The sequence below is a fragment of the Methanomassiliicoccus sp. genome (assembly GCA_033485155.1).
In the GTDB taxonomy this organism is placed as follows: Archaea; Thermoplasmatota; Thermoplasmata; order Methanomassiliicoccales; family Methanomassiliicoccaceae; genus UBA6.
On record JAWQJJ010000007.1, the window covers coordinates 129664 to 151245 of the forward strand.

Sequence of the window (21582 nt, forward strand, 5' to 3'; positions counted from 1 at the left end):
GAGAATATTCTGCACCAGAAGGGCGGCCCATTGTGGCGGCTTTCCGGTCGGTCGATAGTGAAGGGAGTGGGGCGACGGGTCTCGACCCTCGATCGGCAGGTTCAGCGTTTAGGCGCACGTTCCGAGGCAAAAGGGACCTTCCGGCGAGCACAAATCCTCCGATTCCGTCCGTGGGATGACCGAAAGTCACATATCCGCCCGCTCTCTGTCCATCGACGATAGACCATGAGGATCAAGCGCTGCGAGATATTCGACCACATCAAGAGCTACGAGGGGAAGACCGATATGTCCGGGTTCCTCGCTTTCATCGACTCCCCCATCCGCGAACTCCGTGTAATCAAGATCCCCAACGATCGCATCAGACTCAAGTACATCGATCAGCACAACAACATCCAGCGCGTCGATGTGGGCGCCGATGAACAGGAAGAGATAGAGTTCCCCTGAGCCGACCTCAGACCTTGTTCACCATCTTCACGATGGACGGATGGCAGCTGTCGCAGTAGGCCCTCATCCGCATCATGTGTTGTCGGAACATGATATCCGACCGCCATTGCTTTATGGCCTCCTCGCTCTTGAACGGCCAGAAGCAATAGAACAATCGGGAGTCCTCGGTATCTTGCACCAGCACGCCCTCCGAGGCAGCGGTCCGGGCCTCGGCGGTCCATTGAGCGAAGTCGTTCCAGGCTGACTTGAACTCCTCCTCTCTCCCTGGCTTGATGATCCACGACCCGATCGAGTAATGCCTCCACTCGCTGTTCTCCATCTTCTCACCCCCGTATTAACGATTGTTCTCCACGTTGATAATCATTACATCGCTTCGATTCCCAAAGGAATGAAGGCTCTCAGCGAAAGTGATATGCCTATCGGTGCCAAGTCCTTGATACATGCAAGACGAACTCCACCCCCCACGCGAATGCATCGTCGACCTCGCTCTGCTGCTGGAAGCGGCCCTGGGGTCCGATGACGAATGGTGCACTGGTGACCAGGTCATGGACGTCCACCACCTGAAGCGTCGCCTCCGAGAGCGGGGGGAGCAGCTGGACCGAACCTTGAGCAAGATCAGTCTCCAGGGTGCCGCGCTAACCCTCACCTCCCTGCAGCGGAAGGAGCTCCGCAGGGACCTGGTCGATCTGATCGGGGTGTGCATGAACATGCTGCAGGCGACCGATATGCTGGACCCGAGCGTACCTCTGGAGCGGTGACCGGCCTCCGGTTGCGGACGAACAGGTCGGCAGGGCACATCTCGCTCGGCAGTCGACACTCACCTTAATCAAACCCTTGGCCATTCCCCACCGATCAAGATGAAGAAGGACCTGCCCGCGGACCTGGAGGCGAGGCTGGGGTCGATGGTGGTCGCCCCATACGCCCTGCACCTCGGGATGGAGACCGTGTCCATCGGTGAGAACGAAGCAGTGGTGCGCATGCCAGTGGACGGACTGACCAATGCACTGGGGACCGTACATGGGGGAGCGATCTTTTCACTCGCGGACCAGGCTTTCGCCCTCGCCGCCAACTCCCGTGGGGAACCGCAGGTGGCTCTCAACGCCAGCATCACTTATCTCAGGCCGGGCCGAGGGGACCTGGTGGCTACCGCCCGCAAGGTGGAGGAGAATAAAAGCACCTCGGTCTACGAGGTCCAGGTCGTCCAGGGGGAGGAGGTCATCGCCATCTTTCAGGGCATTGGCTACAAGCTCCGACGATCGGAGAAAAAGTAGATTACCGTCGGCCGCTGAAGCATCTCTCATGCGGACGTGCATGAAGTGTCTCGCTGAGAACGACGAGCACCAAGCGATATGCCGGAAGTGCGGGAGCGATGAGCTGGTGACCACCAAGGAGAGCCTGGTGCCCTGCAAGCACTGCGGCGAGGATAACAAGGCCGGGGATAAGGAGTGCTACTCCTGCCATCATCCCCTGTGAGCTCCTGACCGAGGGCGGGAGAGATCACTTGCGCTCCGGCAGGTCCAGCTCGAACCGGCGAACCGGCCGGAACAGGTTATCGTTCTCCTTCGATATGATCGAACCGCTCTGCACCAGGCGAGTTATGGAGTCCCTGATCTCGTCGGCGGTAAGCTTCTTCCGGCGGAGGGCCTTCTTCAAGCCGGCGAACGACACGTAGTCCAACCCGACCTCGTTGACTCCCCGGTAGATTTCCCTCAGGACCTGCATGTCGTGCGGCCCCTGGCGGAGGTACCGGTGCTCCGGCGATCCGTCGATGGAAATGCGCGAGGAGCCCCCCGGCCTCACATAGTTTAACCGCAGATCGGCGAAGAAGCGGTAGAGGTCCATGAACCACCGCCGACTGCGCGACAGCATATCCTCGTCCAAGCGATCCTGCCGATACAGTCGGCAGAGAGCCATGGCGATCTTGGCCATGGCGTCCTGATCGAAGTCGATATTGTAGCCGGCGAAGGTGGGGTCCGATTCCTCGAGGATCGAGCCTAGCATCTTCTCGATCCTGGCTATCATGGCCTCGGTGACCACTGGTCGCAGCCATAGGCCGTATAGCTGGAACTCGATGACGTCGGGGTCTGGGACTGCGGTGACAGGGCGGTAGGTCGAGTTGTACACGATAGTCGGTACATGCTGGGGCAGCGGGTGATGGGAAGGGTCCACCATCTTGAGGTAGTTGTAGGAGACTTCCTCTACCTGGCCACCTACCACTTTCTTACGTAGGGCTGACAGGTCCCCGAGCGACGAGAGGAAGTCCATCTCGTAGCGGGGATTGGGCCGGCTGAACTCCGCCGGTAGGTTGAGGTCCACCGACCGCTTCAGACGATCCAGGACCTTGGGGGCGCCGGAGAGATCAAAAGACTGCGAGCCGATGCCCCCAGGCCCGATGGCGGTGCGGGGACAGGACAGCAGCTGGAGGGCAATCGATTTATCCAGATGGTCCTCCTCGCCGGCCCGCCAGTTGACGATTACTCGTGACAGGAACTCGTCGGTGTCCAGGTAGGGACGGGGAAGAGGGACCCGCAGCTTGGTCACCGCCACCACCTCCAACAGTTTCACGTAGTCCTCGGCGATGGCTGATCCCCGGGGGAGGGAGCGGACCAGATATTCCTGGTTCCCGACCGTCAGCTCGACCAGCTCCTCCTCGTCGACGACCACGTCCTCGGGCAGAAGGTACTCCCTGGTGGGATCGGGAGGCAGGAAGGGGCTCTTGCGCAGCTGGACCCTGCGGCGTCCGACGTACCTCGCCCATCCAGCGTGCTCCGATGCCAGGACCTCCCTCTCGAAGCCGGCCCAGGGGCCGTAGATCCTGTTCCTCAGGGAGATCTGCGCCATGGCTCCTGATATGGCCAGGAGCGATAAAAAGGGATTGCCGGGACCGCCGCACGACGTTCCCACGGACCCCAGGCCGGGGAGCCCTCCTCGCCGCGCCAGTTACCTCCTTCCTTCCAAGTTCTAAGCGTATAACCCTTATATCCAAATGCATCCGACGTCGTCGCCAAGCCACCGGAAGACGGTGGCCATCTAACGCCTTCAGAGACGAGGGATGATGTAAATGAGACGACGGAACGCCATATTGGCCGCGGTGATCGCGATCGCGATCGTAGCGGCCGCGGCCGGAGGCATCATGTTGATGAACCCCGGTTCGAACACCGCGAACGTGGGTAACGAGGGATCGAACAACGGAATGCCGAACTCCACTGGCACCGTGAGAGGCGTGGAGGTCATCTCGGCATCGGTCAATCGCTCCAATGCCTCCCCGTTGACTGAATTGCGGGCGGAGCTCAATGCCACCCCACTCAGCTCCGGGACCCCTGACTTCCTGATGAAGGTCGCCGTGACCAACAACGGGACGCAGAACCTTACCCTGAACGGTACCGGTTTCGTCGCCATGCTATCGGACAACACCACGGCGACAGCGCTCAATAACATGAGCATGACGGTGGAGCCAAATCAGACGGTCTTCCCGATCCTCGGATTCCAGACCAACGGCTCATCGGTGCAGTCTGTCAGCTATAGCAGCGGCTCGCTTTCGTTCAACGTGGAAATGACTCCGCAGAGGAACATCAGCCTGCCGGCAATGGTGACGACCGAGGCACCGAGCATCAATCCGACCACCATGAAGAACCTCACCATAACTGACCTCGCCACGTGGCAGATAGGTCAGGGAGGGGATTCCCCGATCAATCTGATGTTCGGCAATGGCAGCATGGTGCTCGCACTGATGACCGTCACCAACAACAACACCACAAGTATGAGCCTCCAGGCTTCCGACTTCTGGCTGGACGTCGGTAACGGGACCTGGGTCCAGGGCGATATGGGGCTCAACAACAACCTACCGTCCCGGATCGCCAACAACACCACCGTGCCGTTCCTGATCGGGTTCAGGATCGCGGAGAACATGACCGTCAACGGTTCGGTCTACTTCTGGCCCGGCCAGGGTAGCCTGGTAAGTCAGATACCGCTGACCATGACGAGCATGTCCAACGCCACCCCCGCTCTGGCCCTCAAATCCATATGGGACCCCAACGGCACGATGGGGGGCAACTGGACCGACCGCTTATCCGGCGCCGGGATCAAGAACCTGACCTCGGACAACGGGACAATCGGTTCGTCCCTCATGAACGCCACCCAGAACCTGACGATCGAGCTTGCGCTCCTCGATAACGCATCAGCTTCGAACATCAGCAACATGATGGTGTGGACGGAGAAGAACGGCTCGATGAGCGTGACCCCCACCATGGGTGCCGACAACAATACCATCAACGTCACCGTGGCCCTGAGGAGCGGCGATGACCTGACCCTGATGTCATACACCATGGGCAACGAAACGAGGTATATCTGGATGCGGTCCCTGGGTCTCCAGGCGTAAACCCCTTCCCTTCCTTTTTTTTATTCGTCCTTGCTCCGCGGCAGTAGAACGACGAACCGCGCCCCTTTGGCGGGGTCGCCAGGCACACGGTCCTCCGCCCATATCCTGCCCCCGACCTCGGCGACAATGTTGGAGACCAGAAACAACCCCATCCCATGCCCCGGGGCCCGGGTGATGCCTCTCTCTCCCCGAACGAAGAGCCTCTCCTTGAGCTGATCGGGGATGCCCGGGCCGTTGTCGGAGATATCGACCCGTACATAGTCTATGCCTTGGAAATAATGAGGTCGCACGGTAACGGCGATGCTCACCCGCCCCTTGGAATGCTTTACTGCGTTCTCCAGCAGGTTGGTGAAGAGGTCCGGCAATAGACCGGTGCCGGTGACCATGGCATCGTGCATCCCCGAGTATATGATCTCCGCGCCATCCCCCCTGGGCAGAACGTGGGCGATGACCTCCGGCAACATGACGTCGAGGTCGATCTTGGTCTTTGGCGAAGAGCCGAGGTTGTGGACCCTGCGCACCGTGTCGATCAACCGGGCTGAGTCGTCAAGCGAGGTTAAGGCCCTCATTAACCACTGGGTGGTCTTCTCGCCCCCCATTCCCGAGGGCTCGATGAGCTGCAAGTATCCCGAGGCCGAGGCAAGGGAGTTGGCGACATCGTGAGTGAGCAGATCGATATAGAACTCCGACCTCTCCATCGCGGTCACCAACCTCTGTTCCAACCGGATGCGATCGGTTATGTCCTGCTGAACCCCCACTGCTCCCAGGAGGGTCCCGCTCTCGTCCCTGATGGGCGCAGCGGAGGCGAGAATTGTGCCATAACTGCCGTCCAGGCGTTCGATGTTGATGGTCTCCCCCAGGTCGACCTCGCCGTACTTGAGGGCCTTGACCACTGGACACTCCTTGACCGCCTCCCCGCTGTCTGCGTACCAGGCGTGGATGGCGCACAGATCATCCATCGATGTCGAGGGTTTAGGCGTTCCTCCCCAGATCTTCGCCCGGAGGGCGTTGGACTCCATCTGCCGGCCGTTGCGGTCGGTGATGAGAATCCCCACCGGCAAGGTGTCGATGATGGTTCGCAGGCGGGACCTCTCTTCGTTCGCCGACCGCTCCGAACGCTTCACCGACTCATAGGCTCGAGCGTTGGACATGCCCGAGGCGATGCGTTCCGCCGCCACGGTCAGCAGTGCGACCTCTCGTTCGCTCTCGGCATGGGGGGCTGCCCACTCCACCTCCAGCACGCCTCCCGCCTCCCCTTCGATGGTCAGAGGGACCTTAAGCACGTAGAATTCCCCCCCATCCTCTTCAGGAATGCGGGCGAAGGCTGGGCGGCCCTCGACCAGGACTTGACGGCTCAGTTTCTTGTCCTCGCTGCTCTCCTCCCTCCTTGAAAGGCCGCCGGCCGACTGAGCCTTGATCGAGAGGTCGCCGTCCTCGGCCATCAGGAGAGCGGTGCGATCAGCCCCCATGACCGACCGGAGGGTCCCAAGCACCGCCTCCAGGATAGCGTCTAGGTCAAGGGTGGCCACCGCCGCACTGGCCACCTCCTCCAGAGCGTAGAGGTTGTTCTCGATGCGCTTCCGTTCCATGGCGAAGAGGATTGTGCGTATGAGGCTATAGGGGCGGATCTCGTCCTTGACCAGATAGTCCTGTACCCCCGACTGCACGGCCGTGCGGGCGAAGGCCTCGTCCATATTGCCTGTGACGATCACCACCGGGGTTCGGGGCACGACCTCCTGCACCGAGGTCACCGTCTCGAACCCGAAGCTGTCGGGGAGGTTCAGGTCCAGGAGGACAATATCGAACTTCTCCGAGTTCAGGCGTTCGAGCGCGGGGACGAGTCTGCTCTCCACATGCACCGTGAAGGGAGGGTCCTCGGACGGCTCCAGGGCTGTTTCTATCAGTACGGCATCTCCCCGGTTGTCCTCTATCAGCAGTATCTTGACCGCCCCCTCGACTAGAGGGGTCTTGGTCAGGCGGGTCGTGATCATCGATAACGTTTTATATCTAGATTAAGGACGATTTATATGATTGCCCAGCATCGCTAGGAACGCTCGCATCAGGAGAAGCCATAAGCCCTTCTCGGCCAGGCACTGCCGACCCCGTTCCTCCGTCTGCGTGGCGGCCCCGCCCCCGATCATGCCGGTGGGAAAGGAGGAAGCCTTTTTCCCAGACCGTATCCATGTAGGAGGGACGATACAATGGCTGATCAAACCACGTGGGACCTTTCACAGCTTGTTTCCGATACCGATGCCGATTCCATCATCGCTGCCTTGGATCTCTTGGTGGCCGACGCCGTGAGGTTCCGGGAGCGCTATCAAGGAAGGATCGCCGGCCTCGACGCCCCGGGCATTCTCACCTTCCTGGACCAGAGGGACGAGCTCTATGTGCGCCACGAGGGGCCGGTAATGTTCGCCCAGCTGCTGTACGCCGCCGATTCCACCGATGCAGTGGCCAAGCGGCTGAACGACGCGGTGCGGAAGGCCGGCACTCGGGCGGGGCAGGAGATGGCCTTCTCTGAAATCGAGTTCGGGAGCCTGCTCAAAGCTCGCCCCGAGCTGGTGAACGACCCCCTGCTGAAGGAGTACCAGCACTATCTCGAGAAGGTGCGGGCGAGGGTGCCTCATCTGCTGTCGGAGGACCAGGAGCGCTTGATAATGGCCAAGGATCAGAACGGGGTCGATGCGTGGTCCCAGCTCCAGCAGGACTGGCTCTCTACCAGGATGTTCAAGCTGACCGTTGACGGCCGGGAGAAGGACCTTGCCTACGGGGAGATCATCAGCTACTACTCCGATCCGGACCGTGAGAAGAGGCGTAGCGCCAACAGCATCGTGTACACCGAACTGGGCGGGGACGACATCCTGTGGTCTTCGGCCCTGCGGTCCATCTGCGCCGACCACCTCCACATGTGTGAGTGGCGCAAGTATGCTAATCCCGTAGATCCCAGCCTACAGGACAACGATGTCGACGCCGCAGCCATCGACGCTTTGATGAAGGTCATGCGCAGTAACGCCGAAGTGTACCGCCGGTACCTTCGGCTCAAGGCCAAGCTGCTCCACCTGGACCGGCTGGGTAACTGGGACCTTCAAGCTCCCCTACCCATCGCTCCCGATACCAGATATGAGTGGGCAAGGTCCCGGGAGACGGTGACCAAGGCCTATCGCTCCTTCGACCCCCAGTTCGCCGAATGGGTAACCGACATGTATGATCGCAGCCATCTCGACGCCGAACCTCGCAAGGGCAAGGCCAGCGGAGCGTTCTGCAGCTACTGGTACGCAGGCAAGAGCGCCTACGTGCTGCAAAGCTTCAACGGACGTCGGAGCGATGTTTACACCCAGGCTCATGAGCTCGGCCACGCCATACATGCTTACCTGGCCTCGAGGGCCCAGAGGCTCAGCAACTTCAGCGCGGGTTCCTGCATCGCCGAGACCGGCTCGATCTTCGGCGAGCTGCTGCTCACTGACCAGTTGCTCAAGGACGCCGCATCCGAGGAGGAGCGACTGGCGGTCCTGGATACGGTGTGGGAGGAGTTCGGAATGGCCGCCTTCCAGGTGAGCGCGAGGTACCACTTCGAGCAGAGCCTGTACGATGCGATAAAGGCCGGCAGGTTCCTGGATGGCGATACGGTAGCTGCCCTATGGACCAGGGCCCGTGACGACGTGTACGGCGATGCGGTGGAGTGGCTGCCGGAGATGAAGTGGGAGTGGACGATGAAGATGCATTATTACATTCCCAACTATCGGTTCTACAACTACCCATATGTGTTCGCCCAGCTGTTCGTCTACGCCCTGTACAAACTGTATCAGGAGCAGGGGGATAAGTTCGTTCCCAAGATGAAAGCCCTGTTGGCGGCCGGTTCCAGCCGTTCCCCGGCCCAGCTGGCCAGGGATCAGGGCTTCGATATTGCCACCGAGGAGTTCTGGCAGAAAGGTATCGACCAGGCCGTGGTATTCCTTGAGCGCATGGAAGCCATCGCCGACAGGAGGGGCAGGACATAGGCCCCACCTGGCGATGAGCCGACCATGGTCCGCTCCCACCCCGGTAGGCTGGCTCACATTTACTCGATCGTCGCCTGTGACCCGCTGACCGGAGAGATGGGAGTGGCGGTGCAGTCCCACTGGCCCTCGGACGGCAGCGCGGTCACGCCGGGGAGGCGAGAGTGGGGATGGCCGCCATCCTGTCTTTTATAACCCAGCCTTCGGGCCCGGAGATTTCGGTGAGGGGGACGAAGGCCCACTAACGACCCTGCCGGGAGCGACACGCGATCGGGAAAGGACGGCGGCGGAGTCCGCACACAATCCTCCGATTGTTAACCATAGCATCCTAACCCCGGTCTGGACGCAGATGTTGCGGTCAAGCCATATATATGATGGGCGGGGACGTCGACCTCGGCGGTCCACATGCCGCCAGGAAAAGGATGCTATATGGTCACCAAGGAAACCAGGAAGAAGCTCTCCGAGGCAGGAAAGAAAGGGGCCGAGGAGAGGTGGTCCTCGGGGCGGGAACTGAGCGACCAGACCAGGGCGAAGCTCTCCGAGGCCGGACGGCGAGGAGCCGAGGCCCAGCCTAGGGAAGCCAAGGTATTGGGTGGGGAGAGAGGAGCAGCTGCGAGGTGGGGCTCGGGGAGAGAAATATCCCCGGAGACCAGGGAGAAGCTGTCCCTCGCCGGAAAGAAGGGAGCGGCGGCAGAGCCCCGTGAGGCCAAGGTCAAGGGGGGAAAGCATTCCGCCCAGGAACGCTGGGGCACCTAGAACGAAAGGCTGGGGTGGTTGAGTGAGCTTCGTTCCGTCGGACCGCTCCCGGGCATCGGACGAAGCGTTTATCATCAGTCGCCTAGAATGGTCGGAAGTATGCCATCGAGGACGATGGAAATAAAGAACAAGGCATGGACCGCGGCCGGGGTGCTGTGTGTGGGGCTGGGCGGGGTCGGCGCGCTCCTGCCCGTGATGCCAACTGCCCCTTTCCTGCTGCTCGCGGCCGGCTGCTTCGCTCGGGGATCACCCCGGGCTTACCGGTGGCTGATGGAGAGCCCTCTGTTCGGCCGCCATCTCAGGGCCTATCTCGAAGGCCGGGGGCTGACCAGGAGGATGAAGGCAGCATCGATTTCGGCAGTGATCCTCGGCCTTGCCTTCTCCGAGGCCATGAGCGGCTTCAAACCACTGATGACCGTCCTCGTTATCGTCGTTGGGGCGGCAGTCATCGCCCATCTGGTCCTTCTTCCGACCGCTGATCGGGAGGCATGATCTTCGGATGTTCGGAACCAGCGCCAAATCGGAGCGCATCGCTTCCCCGTCGGTGGGCTGTCACTTCTTCTCCTGATCAAGGAATCGGGTGAACTCTTTGTCCAGCGTCCTCAGGGTCTCTCGCATGATGGCAGGGGTCTGGACCTCCAGGGTGAAGGCGTTCCTGGGGCAGAGATGAGTACACCGCGTGCACCCCCTGCACTTGCTGTCGTCCACGACCGCCTTCTTGTCCTCATCCATGGAGATGGCTCCGAACCGGCAGAACCCCTTTCGGACGCAGGCCCCGCACCCAACGCATCTCTCCCGCCGGACCAGGGCACGAAGGCTAGGGACCCTGGCGTGCCTGGCCGCCACATCTCGGGTCCGCCGAAGCGCCCTGAGGCCCAGGGCGGAGACCGGGTTCTCGTATCTGGGATCGTATGGCATGTCCACGCTCTCTGAACACGGGCCTTCATGGCCTATTCATGGTCACATCAGGAGCTAGTACTTAGATGATTTCCCTCTTCCGAAGGTTGCAACCTAGGTCTGAGAGCATCGAATGGTCCCCACCACGAGGCAAAGGTCGCTTCCATGGGGTCTGAGTATACAAAAAAATTGGAAAATCTATATTTACACCGCGGTCAGCTCATATCAAATCGGTTAGCTTGCGCCTTGAGCCTGAACGGCCTTCATGGTAATGGGAAAATGCATTATAGGAGTTGATAAAAGCTGATAAGGGCGCGGATCATGGGCTGCAGGAGGCCGCTCGGCCGGGCAGGGATCTCGGATCAAGGATGGAATGGGTGTGACTGAGGGAGGTAGGGAGATAACGGAGATGTGCAGCTGCGACGCCGCAGTGACGCCGCTTAGGATCCTTCTAGCCGAGGATAACCCAGGTGATGTGCAGCTGCTGTCGGTGCTCCTGGAGATGTCTGGGCTATCGATATCCCTCAAACATGTGACCGATGGGGAGAAGGCCCTCACCTACCTCAAGTGCCTGGACGATCCAGCCCTGCCCGACGTGATACTCCTAGACCTGAGGATGCCGAGGATGGACGGGTTCGATTTTCTAAGGGAGAGGATGAGGGACGAGCGCCTAGCCTCGGTTCTGACAGTGGTGCTGACCAGCTCCAACGCCCCCCGGGACCGGAGGATGGCTATGGAACTGGGAGCAGACATGTTCATGCTCAAACCCGACCGGATGGATGAGGCCGAGGAGCTAATACCTTATCTCGAACGTTTCGTCCGCGAGCGAACCGAACGGCAAGCAGGTGAGGGATGATATCCGCGGCGGCAGGATGGTCTAGGGGATGAAGGCGATGAGGTACAGATCCAGCAGGGACCGCTACGGCTCGGGCGCCCAAGGGCGGTGGTACCACTGACACCGCTCAATGTCCTGCTGGTAGAGGATAACGCTGCTGACGCCAGCATCATCGAGGAGATGGTAAGGGATACGGGAGTCGAATGCTCCGTCCTCTGGCTCAAGGATGGGGAGGTGGTGCTCAGGCACCTCAGGGAGGGCCACGGTGTCGACGTCATCATCCTCGACCTGAACATGCCGAGGATGGACGGGCATGCCCTCCTCGGTCACTTGAAGGAGCTGAATCTTCTTCATCGGATTGCGATCGTGGTCATGACCGGTTCATCCTCCCCTCTGGACAAGGAAAGGGTACGGAAGGCCGGTGTGACCTGCTATCTGATCAAGCCCATGGGTATGAGGGAGATGGAGGAGACCACCGCGACCCTCCGGTCCATCCTCCAGGGGTTCCGCCCCTGCTATGCTCGGGCGGAGCACTCCGCTCCCCCTCAGCATACCTGAGACATCATTTACACCGGGACAGGATGGGGGGGTTCTCCGTAAACAATGAAGCGCAGAGGTGACCGACGGCAGGATAAGTGTCTTTCCAATGCGGAACGGCTGCGGTCGAAGAACGTTATCACTCGACCACCTGGCTAATAATATTATCTGAAGAGATGAAGTGACATTTCGATAAACTGGACGAAGCTATTTGTACGAGTCCTTGGGACCCATCCGCGGTGAGTGATATGGTCGATATCAAGTGCCCAATTTGCGGCGAGAGGCTGATGAGCAGAAACCAGGATGAGCTTACTCAGATGCTCCGGGGGCATCTCGCGGACACGCATCAGATATCCAGAATCAGCGAGGAAAGCAGAGGGAGACCTTCCCAGCCAGAATCGATGAGGGATGTGCAGGTTTGGAGCATGCGAGACCCCTCCGCGCTCACACCGGAGGAAACGAGACAACGCGAAGAGGTCGTTCGTCTGGGTCGTTCCGCTCCGGGCACCCAGAGCATGACTGAGAGGCAGGTCGAGACCTGGAACAGAGGAGAGCCGACCGGCGAGACCCCCCGCAGCGCGACAACGATTCAAGAGACCGAACAATGGAGATATCCTCGAGAGGAGACCAGAGAAGAACGGGAGGTAGGGACCTGGAGGTCAGATAGTCGCTACCAGTCTTCCGAGGAGGGAATGACGGGCAGGTCCGGGATGGCCGGCGTTCGTCATGGCGGTGGCATGATGCACCGCATGATGAACCGGGGTGAGATGAGGATGGCCATGGACTGTCCACTCTGCGGCAGGCCGGTCTATGGGAGCAATGACGACGACCTCTCCGACGAGATGAGGTTCCATTTCAAGGACTATCATCAGATCAGAAGAAGGTGAGCAGGGAGAGGCCCCGATCGCTCGGAACGAGAAGCGATGCCGGGCGACCCCGGGGACCTCCAGGGCGGTTAGGCCAACGAGAGCTATGGGCCGCTACAAATCAGCCGTCATTGTGAAAAAGGACGATCGGTCGGGCCAACCCCGTCATACCGATCGAAGAATTTTCGCCCTTATCAGACCTTGACCATCTGCTGGATGTTGAAGTCGCTGTAGAGGTATGTGGAAAAGCCCTCGCCCCCGCGGTCGATCACCGAACGGCGAAACTCCATGAATACCTTGTCCGGGACGATCACCATCACCGGGTATCCTTCATCCGCGGCGATGTTGTAGTCCCTTACCGCACCTGGCCTTCTCCAGCTGTCCTCGGTCTCGAAGAACTCCAATCCGACGACCTGCTCGTCCTCGTTCAGGATGTGTAGGATACCCCATTCATTGCGATCATCGGTGTATACTGTGTACTGAACCGAGAGGTCGGGGTTCCGCGAGGTCACGCTCTCTGCCCGGGTTGCCAATGCGCTCCTTACGTCGATCATCTTGATTCCCGGAACGACGTCCGCGCTCATGGTATAATTAGCTATCCCGCCAGTCCTTCCGACGAAGGGAGGCCAGGCATGCCCCCGCGTGCCGTGCGTCCCTTACTTCCGCTTGTTCCAGAAATCCGTCCCGGCATCTCCCAGGGCAATCACATTGGCATCCGGGGTGTCCCTCGGGGTGTCGCAGCCCGGCGCGAGGATGAACCCTCCGTCCAGCCCCGCCTTTTCGATGCACATCATGCTATCCCGGGTGACATCGGCGGGGCTGCCGTTGAGCATCGTCTGTATCGGGTGCACGTTGCCGTGGATGGCGATCTTGTCCCCGATGAGCTTCTTGGCCACCCCAATGTCCACCTTGGCGTCCACACTGAAACAGTCGACCCCCAGCTCGGGGAGGACGGTCATGGTCTCCACAGTGTCACCGCATATGTGAAGGAAGAACGGCAGGTCATAGGCGCGCTTCATATCGCGGACCATGGCGGCGTAAGGATCAAAGACATATTCCTTGAACATGTCTTTGGAGATCATGTCCTCAGAGGCAGTTGGGTCGGCCATCCAGAAGACCGTGGCTCCGGCCTCGGCAAACCTCTGCTGAATCCTTCCGGTCCAGGCTGCCGCCTTCTTGACCAGCTTATGGATGAGCCCAGGATCCTGGTAAGTGTCCATGAGAAGGGCTTCCACCCCCCGGAGGTATCCTGCAGCAGAGAACGGCCCCCAGGAGAACCCGCAAATGACATAGTCCTCCTCCATCGTCCTGTTGACCATCGCGATCTTGTCCACAAACGCCGCTGTGAACTTGGGGCACTGGCGGGGCTCGAAGGGATCGTAGAGCGCAAGTCTGTCGACGTCCTCGGGGGTCTTGCAGAGATCATCCACCACCCGCCCGTAGTTGTCATCCGGCTGCTTCACGCTCACGCCCAGGTCCAGGAACATGGCCTGATTGTCCAGGGCCGGCTTGACGAAATCGGAATGGGTCAGCTCGGAGAAGCGGAGGGCGACCCTGGCCGAGAGAGTGGCATCCCAACGTAGATCGGCTATCCTATAACCGGCGCTCCGAGTGGCCGTACTGTTGGAAAAGTTGTTGACCGGTGTGGTCTCGGATCTCTCAAGCGCTAGTGCAAGCTCTACCTTCTCACGGTGTCCAGCGTCACGCATCATATATCACCAGTTCAGCCCTCCGATGAGACGTCCAGGTAATAATCTATCGGCCGTTATAATGCCCCGACCCTTGGAATCCAAATGATCGCATCACTTTCGCGAATTCTCGCGGCCCTTGGCCTGGTAGGCCGCCGCATCGTGAGCGTCTACCTCCGCCTCCTATTGATGAATATAATTGCTCCACAGATTAGCGCTGCTGCCACCAGCCCGACCCCCACTGCGGCCGGGATGCCATCTCCAGAGCCGAGGCCACGGTCAACCTGGGCGCTTGGATCGTCCAGATCGATGACTTTGGTCAGGTTGCTGGAGGCACCCCCGCTATCGGTGACCGTGAGGACGATGGTGTGGTTGCCGCGGACGGAGAAGGTGTGGTCGACGGTGACCCCGTCTCCCGTCTGCCCATCCCCGAAGTTCCATTGATAGCTTAGGGTGCCGTTCCCGCCGTAGGAGGCGCTGGCATCGAAGTGTGCGGTCGTACCGTCGACGGTGTAGGTGAACACCCCCACGGGAGGAATGTCCCACCCCTCACCCTCCAGGAGGCAGGCGACAACCGCCCCGCCGCTGGTTCCCATATACAGCATGCTGTCGGAGATGGAGGGGGACGCCCTAACATTGTCTCCAGTTTCGAGCCCCAAGCTCCAGGCAACGGTCCCCGCCGCGCTGATGGCAATAACCCTGCTGGTGGACTCGTTGGTTACGAGGTAGGCCATCCCGTTCACGGTCACCGGGGAGCCGTCGGGAGCCCCTGTTCCGTAGGAAGTGGTCCACTGGAGGGAACCATCGATCGTGATGAGGGAGAGCCCCTCGCTGGACGCCGCCACCACGCCCTGGTCGAGGACCGCGGCCGAACCAGGAGTGTAGGCGGTGGCAGTCTTCCAAACAAGAGAGCCACTGCTGGAAATCGCAGCCACCCCACCCCCTATGGGATCGGAACCCGAGTACTCGGAGTAGGTGACGATCACCTCATCGGCCAGGACCACCGGGGAGCCCAGCCTGCCCCCCACTGCGGTGGACCACCTAGTTCCGCTGCCATCGGCGGAAACGGCGTACAGGTTGCCGTCCTCTCCGCCCACGTACACTATCCCTTCGAAGAGCGCGGGGTTCGAGCTGACCGCCGCCCCCAGGCTGACGCCCCATGCTTTGGTCCCGGCTTGATTGATCGCGGCGATCGTCCCATCGTCGCTGACCACGATGACGAGATTATTGTGGACCACCGGGGATGTGGAGATGCCTCCGGCGGCCACCGTGTAGTTCCACAGTTCCCTTCCGGTCGCGGGGTCGAAGGCAAAGAGCCTTCCGTCGGCCGAGGCCACGAACACGGTGTCGTTCCATAGCAGAGGGGAGGCAAGCTGATGCCCCCTGCCCACTGAGGCGCTCCACTGTACCTCGCCGGCCGCGTTCAGGCAGAACAGCCTGGAGTCGGAGGTGTATGAATCCCCGCTCTTGTCGCCGCTGGTCAGGGCAAACAGCCTCCCCGCGGCGGAAACGATGGAGGCGTCGATGGCCCCGTTCTTGAGATCCGCCTGCCACTTCATCTGCGCGCTCGTCGGCTGGTAACCGGGGGCGCTGCCGGTATTGCTGAAATCGCCCCGGCCGGTGATCCAGGGGTCCCGGTACTCCGGGGTGGCCACGGGAGGCCCGAGATACGGGTTGTGGACGTAGATCATGGCGATGGCGGTGGTGGAGGCAGCATCGATGCCATCTAGAAGATAGTCGGAGAAGGTCCACGCTCCGCTGGAATCGTCCCAGACCCACAAACGCCAGAAGTCATAGGGCTGCTGGGGATCGGAGAAGTTATAGGTGCCAGAGTAGCCGTCGATGCTGGTGATGACGTTGCCATAGGGCGCTTCGTAGTTGTGGGTCTCGCTGATTCCCAGAGTCCGGGTGGCATTCTGGAAGACATCGTAGCCAGTCATCCCCACGGTCACCGGAACATCGACCCATTCCGTCCGGCCGTTCCCGAAGTCGATGAGGATGGAGCACGTGTCCGTAGTGCTGGCCCCCGTTACGCCACTCCCTACGGCGACAGACAATATGGCCAAGCATAGGATGGCCGGTACGGCCGCCTTAATGATCATGGCCCGAGGTGATCCTATTGCAGGACTCCCGCCCATATGGCGGTCGACTAGGTTTCATCCTATATCATAATATCTCATGATTCCTTCTATGAGCAGGCGATAGATGTATAGAATCATCAACCGCACTCCGCATAAAATAGGGCCAGTGTTTTAAACCCTGGAATAAGGCCCCTGTCTTACTATCCCCTCGCTTTCGACGTCCCCGGCCAGACCCCTCGGCCAAAGCCACGACGGGCACGCTTGTTAACGTTCTAGCGGCCCTAGCCTAGAATCGATTCCGATAATATCGCAAAAAAGGTTAATAGTCCTTCTCATCTCCCAAATCCGACTTGCTTTGAGCAGACGACCGCTCTATTTGATGCTGGCCGCCGCAGCTTTCGTGATGATGTTGCTCATTGCCCCTGTATCCGGATGGTCCGGAGGAGGAGGCAACAGCAACTACCAGGCGGGTGATTGTAGTTGTCATGGCACGATAAGCTCAGCGACCGTGAACATGGCCGCGTCATCCGCCGTTCTATCGCCCGGGGGAGAGGTCACGGTGACGGTGACCGTTACCGGCGGGGAGACTGTCAACAAGCCCCTCGGCGCTATGATCCTATCCAAATTGAGCGGCAGCAGGACGATGCCCACCGACAACGGGTGGACTATCGTGTCCGATACCTTCGGGACGGCGGTCAACTATAACGAGGTATCTTCCTACAGCGGCAGCGCCACCTTCACCTGGACCTTGAAGGCCCCCACCACTCCCGGCTCCTATGCCTTATATGCAAGGATGGAGAACAGCGTGAACGGTGTCGGGTACTACAAGGATAACAGTGCTGGTCTGGCTTTCACAGTGAGGTCCGTCTCCGATGGGTCGACCTTCGTGGCCATCGAGACTCCGACCAATGGCTCTACCCTGACCGGCAACGTCACCGTGGACACCCTTGTGGACGGGAACAACATCACCTCCACCCAGCTGTTGATCGACGGCAAGCTGGTCAATGCCACCGACGGTACCCCGCTGAGCTATGTGATCGATACTTACGATCTGACCGACGGAAGTCACAAGATCGAGGTCATTGCCACCTCGAGCGATGGAAAGGCCGTCACCAGGGAGGTCAACATAACTGTTGACAACCATGGAGCGCTCATGCTGTCGGTCAAGCAGTCCGAGTGGATCCCCACTGACATGATATTCCTGGCCATCGTTGGCTGCATGCTCGTGGTAGGGGTCGCCGGGCTCGGGAGCAAAAAGAAATGGCTTTAAAGCTGGCGCTGCCGAAAGCATCGGCAGAGCAATCGAAAAGATCTCGACCCAGGGCGAGCTCGGAGGCCTTTACGGGCCTATCCCTACACCTCCCCAAGGTCGTCAGGAACAACATCGAACGTTACCTCGGCCTGCTGCTGGGCTTCTTTCTCTTCGTAGGCCCGTTCGCGGTGTTCACCTGGTTCGCCTTCTACCTCACCGGTACGGAAGGCAATGCGACCCTCCATTCCATATGCTACCGCCTGCCCCTCGATTGGCTCACCGGCGGTACGGCAGCGACAGTGGGCTCGCTGGCGGCGGTCTTCATCATCGGCGTCCTGATCGTCGCGCTGCTATTCGGACCCCTGTTCTGCGGCCGGTTGTGCCCGGTGGGGGCGGTCAGTGAGCTCTTAAGCCGAGCGGTACCGCTGCCCGACCGCTACCGCATGCGCATTAAGGACACGAGGGTCACGGTCAGCCTGCGCTACGGGTTCCTCGTCGGATTCATCCTCATGGGCTGGTTCGTCGGCGGTCAGTCGGTGCAGTGCTCCTACGGAGTCAACCTGGGACGGTACTGCTCCTCTTCCATACTGGAGTACATGTCCCAGGGACTTTTCTCCGGCGCCGCTCCGGTGAATTACTGGAACACCGGTCTCGTGCTCACTCTTATCACCTGGCTGGTGCTCGGGGGGATCATGATGGTCGGAGGACGGGGATGGTGTCTGTTCTTCTGTCCCCTGGGGGCATTGTCCGGCCTCTCCCATGCCCTGGGGTCGAGGCTGGGCCTCTACCACGTCCGCTTTGATGAGAATAAATGCCGGCATTGTCGACGGTGCGAGGTCCAGTGCCCGATGTGGGCCATCGGTCTGGACCGTAGAGTGGAGACCTCGCTGTGCATGAACTGCGGAGAGTGTGTGCACAACTGCTCCTTCAAGGCCTACCGCGCTGGGTTCGGCCGCAGCGAGAAAGGGGCCACCCTAGCCTTCCGGGACGCAGCCTTAAAGGTCAAATCCTCGGGGGCATTCGTCCTGGCATCGTCCACCGCCCCGGTGGCAGCCATCATGACCGGTCCCTGCGCCACGGTAGGCTGTGCTGGATGCCCCTTGGGCGGCGCTTGCGCCGTGGCCATGCCCCTGCTCTTCGGGAGCATGCTGGTATCCCAGCGCTCGAGCGGGATCAGGAAGCATCTCGCCGCGCTCCGTTCGCGCTTCCGACGCTGGCGGAAGGGCTAAAGATGGAGGGCGGGCATTGAGTGGGGCGTTATGAGCGTCGGAGACATGTTGCTCATCCTCGCGGCCCTGTCCGCGCTGGTGGCCATCATCGGCGGGGGGATGGGGCTCCTTAGCAAGGGTCCGCGGTACGCGAGGCTCTCGCGTTATTCCTGCCTGATCGCATTCGCGCTGGTCACCGCGGTGTTCGCGTTTCTCGCCCTTCTCTTCCTGACCTCCGATCTTAGCTACTACTATGTATGGTCCCATTCGTCGACCGACCTTGATCCCGGGTACAAGCTCGTCGGAGTGTGGGCTGGCGGGGAGGGCGGGTTGGTGCTGTGGACCTGGTTCATGGCGCTCTTCCTGACAGTGGAGGTACTCATGGAACGGCGGAGGACGCTGAACTCCCGGTTCTCGGCCGCCCTCCGAGTGGCCGCCTCCTGCATCGTGCTCCTCTTCACCCTCATCCTCCTGGCCGCCGACCTCTTTCAACGTACGACGGAGGCCGACCTGCTTCTTCACCCCGCGGGGCTGGGCATGAACCTGTCCCTGCAAACCGCGGAGATGGCGGTGCATCCTCCGCTGGTGTTCGCCGCCTACGCCGCCTGCCTTATCCTCTTCTCCGCTTCCCTGGCCAGACTGGTGGTGGATGACGACCGGTGGACCGAGGTCGCGCTGCCTTGGTCCCGTATCGCCGGTACATTGCTTTTCGCGGGGATCACAGTTGGCGCGGTGTGGGCATACTACGAGCTGGGATGGGGCGGTTTCTGGGTGTGGGATCCGGTGGAGACCGCCTCCCTCCTGCCGCTCATCGCCGTGATCGCTTTCCTGCACTCCCGCCGGTCACCCGGAGCGGCCCATGGCCCTCTGATGCCCTTCCTGGGCATGTTATCCTTCGTTCTCGTCCTCCTTGCTTCGTTCATCACCCGCACGGGCGGGCTGTGGGGTTCCTCGGTTCACACCTACGGCAGCACGGTGACCGGTTCCCTCGGGACCCGATTCGTAACCGTGCTCACCGGTGACATGAGCGTGATGGGCCTCTTCACTGTGATATTGGTCCTATTCATCCTCTCCTTCTTCCTGTCCTATCGCCTGATGAGGACGGTTGGGAAAGGGGGCCGGGTGAAGAACGACGTGCTGCTCACCGTCGCCCTTCTCCTCATGTTCATCGTCCTGCTCCTCCTTCTCCTGGTGAAGAACACCGGGCTGGACCAAGGGCAGAACTTCGTCGAGTTCACCGAGAAGGTCACCATGTTGTCCTTCGCGATGATGACCCTCCTGCTGTTCAGCCTCCTCGTCGGGAAGCTCGGTCGAAAAGGGGCCATGGCGGCGGGTGCGGTGATCGTCGTCCTTTCCGCCGTCCTGGCGGTGCTCTCGTCATTGACCGGCTCCCTGCCATGGCTGGTGGGTCTGATCCTCCCCCCGGCGGGGGCTGTCATGGCCCTCTCCGCCTATCACCTAGCGTTGATCGATCAGCGGGACCTCCACCGTTGGATCGGCCACGCCGCAGGACATGTCGTGCATCTCGGGGTGGCTATAATCTTCGTTTGTTTCATCATGTCATCGACCATGCAGACGTCCCTGCCCGAAGGGCCTGCAACGGTCAATGTCGGCGGGGACATGATCATCGGGGACCACGTCGTGCACCTGGAAAGCCTGACCCGCAGGCCATGGACAACGTCGACGGGGGATCCGGGGGAGGAGCGCATCGCCACCCTCCTGGTGTACACCGGCAGCGACCGGGCCACGGTCACGGTGTCGAACTTCTATCAGAACGACAGTGCCGGCTCCATCCTGGTCCGCTCGGGGACGGCCATCGTCAACGGTCTGGCCGAGGATGTCTACATCAACTATGAGTGGAAGGACAACGGCACTGCCGGGGTGCAGGCCAGGGTGATCCCGTTGGTCAGCGAGGTGTGGCTGGGCTTCAGCATCGCCACCCTCGGCATGATTGCCACCCTGGCCGGTCGTGATGAGGACGATCCGATCTATTAAAATCGTAGAGGTACGCGGAAAAAAAAGGAAGAGGCAGCGGCGACCGGAAGGGGTCCCGCTGTGATGCGGTTGCGTTCAGCCTTTGTTCTTGATCAGCATCACTTCGATGATGTTGACCGCCTTGTCCTCGGGGATCTCCAGCCCCAGCTGGATCTTGGTCAGGATGTCCTTTTCCTTTCCGGCGATTTCCCCGTCAGCCAGGGTCAGGTCGGTGGCCACGGCGAATGCGGTCTCCCTCATATCCGAGGCAAGACCCTCCTTGGCCATTCCCAGCAGGGCATCCAGCCCCTGCTTCCTGATGATCCCGACAAGCTTGTTGAGCATTGTCCCCATCTGGTTGGAGGTGTAGCCGGCGAACATCTTCATGCGGACCAGACTTACTATCATCCCGTTGACCTCTTCCTCGGTGATGACACCATCGGCCGCTATGGCCGCCAGCGATATCGAGGCGAAGGATTCTTCCTTGGTCAGCTTTACGTTCTCCGCGTCCTTCACTCCCTTGACTTTGTCGAACAATCCCATCTTGGTACCTCCTCGAACACTTTGATACTCGATTGTGGTATGCCCATCAGCCCATGGGAAGATAGGCGGACGCGGTCATCCTCCCGACCCACCTATAAGGATTACGATACAATTTGTAACATTCTATA

23 protein-coding genes are annotated in these 21582 nt (G+C 60.4%); 15 read left to right on the top strand and 8 right to left on the bottom strand.

Annotated features, from left to right (window positions below):
* Window positions 1-225 precede the first annotated feature (225 nt).
* Window positions 226-444, top strand: coding sequence for a hypothetical protein (locus SA339_10970; GenBank protein MDW5563737.1), 219 nt, complete (start codon window positions 226-228; stop codon window positions 442-444).
* 7 nt (window positions 445-451) lie between these two features.
* Here SA339_10970 and SA339_10975 read toward each other — a convergent pair whose 3' ends face one another.
* Entirely contained in the window at window positions 452-763 is a 312-nt protein-coding gene (locus tag SA339_10975; GenBank protein ID MDW5563738.1) for a hypothetical protein, read from the bottom strand.
* 121 nt (window positions 764-884) lie between these two features.
* On the opposite strand from SA339_10975, the gene SA339_10980 reads away from it, so the two are divergent.
* The 3 genes from SA339_10980 to SA339_10990 all read left to right on the top strand — a co-directional run bounded on the left by SA339_10980 (window position 885) and on the right by SA339_10990 (window position 1917).
* On the top strand, window positions 885-1202 hold the full coding sequence (locus tag SA339_10980) for a hypothetical protein (protein ID MDW5563739.1): 318 nt from the start codon (window positions 885-887) through the stop codon (window positions 1200-1202).
* A gap of 99 nt (window positions 1203-1301) precedes the next feature.
* Window positions 1302-1715, top strand: coding sequence for a hotdog fold thioesterase (locus tag SA339_10985; GenBank protein ID MDW5563740.1), 414 nt, complete (start codon window positions 1302-1304; stop codon window positions 1713-1715).
* Window positions 1716-1755: 40 nt separating this feature from the next.
* Window positions 1756-1917 carry a hypothetical protein gene (locus tag SA339_10990; GenBank protein ID MDW5563741.1) on the top strand — a complete coding sequence of 54 codons (162 nt, stop codon included), beginning with the start codon at window positions 1756-1758 and terminating at the stop codon, window positions 1915-1917.
* Between the two features lie 24 nt (window positions 1918-1941).
* Here SA339_10990 and SA339_10995 read toward each other — a convergent pair whose 3' ends face one another.
* Window positions 1942-3285, bottom strand: a complete 1344-nt coding sequence (locus SA339_10995; GenBank protein ID MDW5563742.1) for a hypothetical protein — start codon at window positions 3283-3285, stop codon at window positions 1942-1944.
* Window positions 3286-3505: 220 nt separating this feature from the next.
* Between SA339_10995 and SA339_11000 the strand changes: the two genes are divergently transcribed.
* Window positions 3506-4822, top strand: a complete 1317-nt coding sequence (locus SA339_11000; GenBank protein MDW5563743.1) for a hypothetical protein — start codon at window positions 3506-3508, stop codon at window positions 4820-4822.
* Window positions 4823-4842: 20 nt separating this feature from the next.
* On the opposite strand, the gene SA339_11005 is transcribed toward SA339_11000, so the two are convergent.
* The gene (locus tag SA339_11005) at window positions 4843-6813 is read right to left on the bottom strand and encodes an ATP-binding protein (GenBank protein MDW5563744.1); all 1971 of its coding nucleotides are present in this window, start codon (window positions 6811-6813) and stop codon (window positions 4843-4845) included.
* 210 nt (window positions 6814-7023) lie between these two features.
* On the opposite strand from SA339_11005, the gene SA339_11010 reads away from it, so the two are divergent.
* The 4 genes from SA339_11010 to SA339_11025 all read left to right on the top strand — a co-directional run bounded on the left by SA339_11010 (window position 7024) and on the right by SA339_11025 (window position 10065).
* Complete coding sequence (locus SA339_11010; GenBank protein ID MDW5563745.1) at window positions 7024-8820, top strand: M3 family oligoendopeptidase; 1797 nt, start codon at window positions 7024-7026, stop codon at window positions 8818-8820.
* 24 nt (window positions 8821-8844) lie between these two features.
* Complete coding sequence (locus SA339_11015) at window positions 8845-9012, top strand: DUF1028 domain-containing protein (GenBank protein MDW5563746.1); 168 nt, start codon at window positions 8845-8847, stop codon at window positions 9010-9012.
* Window positions 9013-9246: 234 nt separating this feature from the next.
* A complete protein-coding gene (locus tag SA339_11020) occupies window positions 9247-9573 on the top strand; it encodes an NUMOD3 domain-containing DNA-binding protein (GenBank protein ID MDW5563747.1) in 327 nt (108 codons plus the stop codon).
* Between the two features lie 99 nt (window positions 9574-9672).
* On the top strand, window positions 9673-10065 hold the full coding sequence (locus tag SA339_11025) for a YbaN family protein (GenBank protein ID MDW5563748.1): 393 nt from the start codon (window positions 9673-9675) through the stop codon (window positions 10063-10065).
* Window positions 10066-10125: 60 nt separating this feature from the next.
* On the opposite strand, the gene SA339_11030 is transcribed toward SA339_11025, so the two are convergent.
* Window positions 10126-10491 carry a 4Fe-4S binding protein gene (locus tag SA339_11030; GenBank protein ID MDW5563749.1) on the bottom strand — a complete coding sequence of 122 codons (366 nt, stop codon included), beginning with the start codon at window positions 10489-10491 and terminating at the stop codon, window positions 10126-10128.
* 358 nt (window positions 10492-10849) lie between these two features.
* Here SA339_11030 and SA339_11035 point away from each other — a divergent pair, with 358 nt between their 5' ends.
* The 3 genes from SA339_11035 to SA339_11045 all read left to right on the top strand — a co-directional run bounded on the left by SA339_11035 (window position 10850) and on the right by SA339_11045 (window position 12729).
* Window positions 10850-11326, top strand: a complete 477-nt coding sequence (locus SA339_11035) for a response regulator (GenBank protein ID MDW5563750.1) — start codon at window positions 10850-10852, stop codon at window positions 11324-11326.
* Between the two features lie 87 nt (window positions 11327-11413).
* Window positions 11414-11863: a response regulator gene (locus SA339_11040; GenBank protein ID MDW5563751.1), complete on the top strand. Its 450-nt coding sequence runs from the start codon at window positions 11414-11416 to the stop codon at window positions 11861-11863.
* Between the two features lie 218 nt (window positions 11864-12081).
* Window positions 12082-12729, top strand: a complete 648-nt coding sequence (locus tag SA339_11045; protein MDW5563752.1) for a hypothetical protein — start codon at window positions 12082-12084, stop codon at window positions 12727-12729.
* A 173-nt stretch (window positions 12730-12902) separates the two neighbouring features.
* Here SA339_11045 and SA339_11050 read toward each other — a convergent pair whose 3' ends face one another.
* From SA339_11050 to SA339_11060, 3 genes are all read right to left on the bottom strand, one after another.
* Window positions 12903-13292, bottom strand: coding sequence for a hypothetical protein (locus SA339_11050; GenBank protein MDW5563753.1), 390 nt, complete (start codon window positions 13290-13292; stop codon window positions 12903-12905).
* A gap of 72 nt (window positions 13293-13364) precedes the next feature.
* Window positions 13365-14417, bottom strand: coding sequence for a uroporphyrinogen decarboxylase family protein (locus tag SA339_11055; protein ID MDW5563754.1), 1053 nt, complete (start codon window positions 14415-14417; stop codon window positions 13365-13367).
* Window positions 14418-14566: 149 nt separating this feature from the next.
* A complete protein-coding gene (locus SA339_11060) occupies window positions 14567-16498 on the bottom strand; it encodes a PQQ-binding-like beta-propeller repeat protein (protein MDW5563755.1) in 1932 nt (643 codons plus the stop codon).
* Window positions 16499-16856: 358 nt separating this feature from the next.
* On the opposite strand from SA339_11060, the gene SA339_11065 reads away from it, so the two are divergent.
* Genes SA339_11065 through ccsA form a run of 3 tightly spaced genes read left to right on the top strand, consistent with a single transcriptional unit; the run spans window position 16857 to window position 20932 of the window.
* The gene (locus tag SA339_11065) at window positions 16857-17747 is read left to right on the top strand and encodes a choice-of-anchor V domain-containing protein (GenBank protein MDW5563756.1); all 891 of its coding nucleotides are present in this window, start codon (window positions 16857-16859) and stop codon (window positions 17745-17747) included.
* A complete protein-coding gene (locus tag SA339_11070; protein MDW5563757.1) occupies window positions 17738-18958 on the top strand; it encodes a 4Fe-4S binding protein in 1221 nt (406 codons plus the stop codon). Before SA339_11065 ends, SA339_11070 begins: the two co-directional genes overlap by 10 nt.
* Before the next feature lie 30 nt (window positions 18959-18988).
* Window positions 18989-20932 (top strand): cytochrome c biogenesis protein CcsA, encoded by a 1944-nt coding sequence (ccsA, locus tag SA339_11075; GenBank protein MDW5563758.1) that lies wholly within the window; start codon window positions 18989-18991, stop codon window positions 20930-20932.
* A 75-nt stretch (window positions 20933-21007) separates the two neighbouring features.
* On the opposite strand, the gene SA339_11080 is transcribed toward ccsA, so the two are convergent.
* Window positions 21008-21454, bottom strand: coding sequence for a tellurite resistance TerB family protein (locus SA339_11080; protein MDW5563759.1), 447 nt, complete (start codon window positions 21452-21454; stop codon window positions 21008-21010).
* Between the last annotated feature and the right edge of the window lie 128 nt (window positions 21455-21582).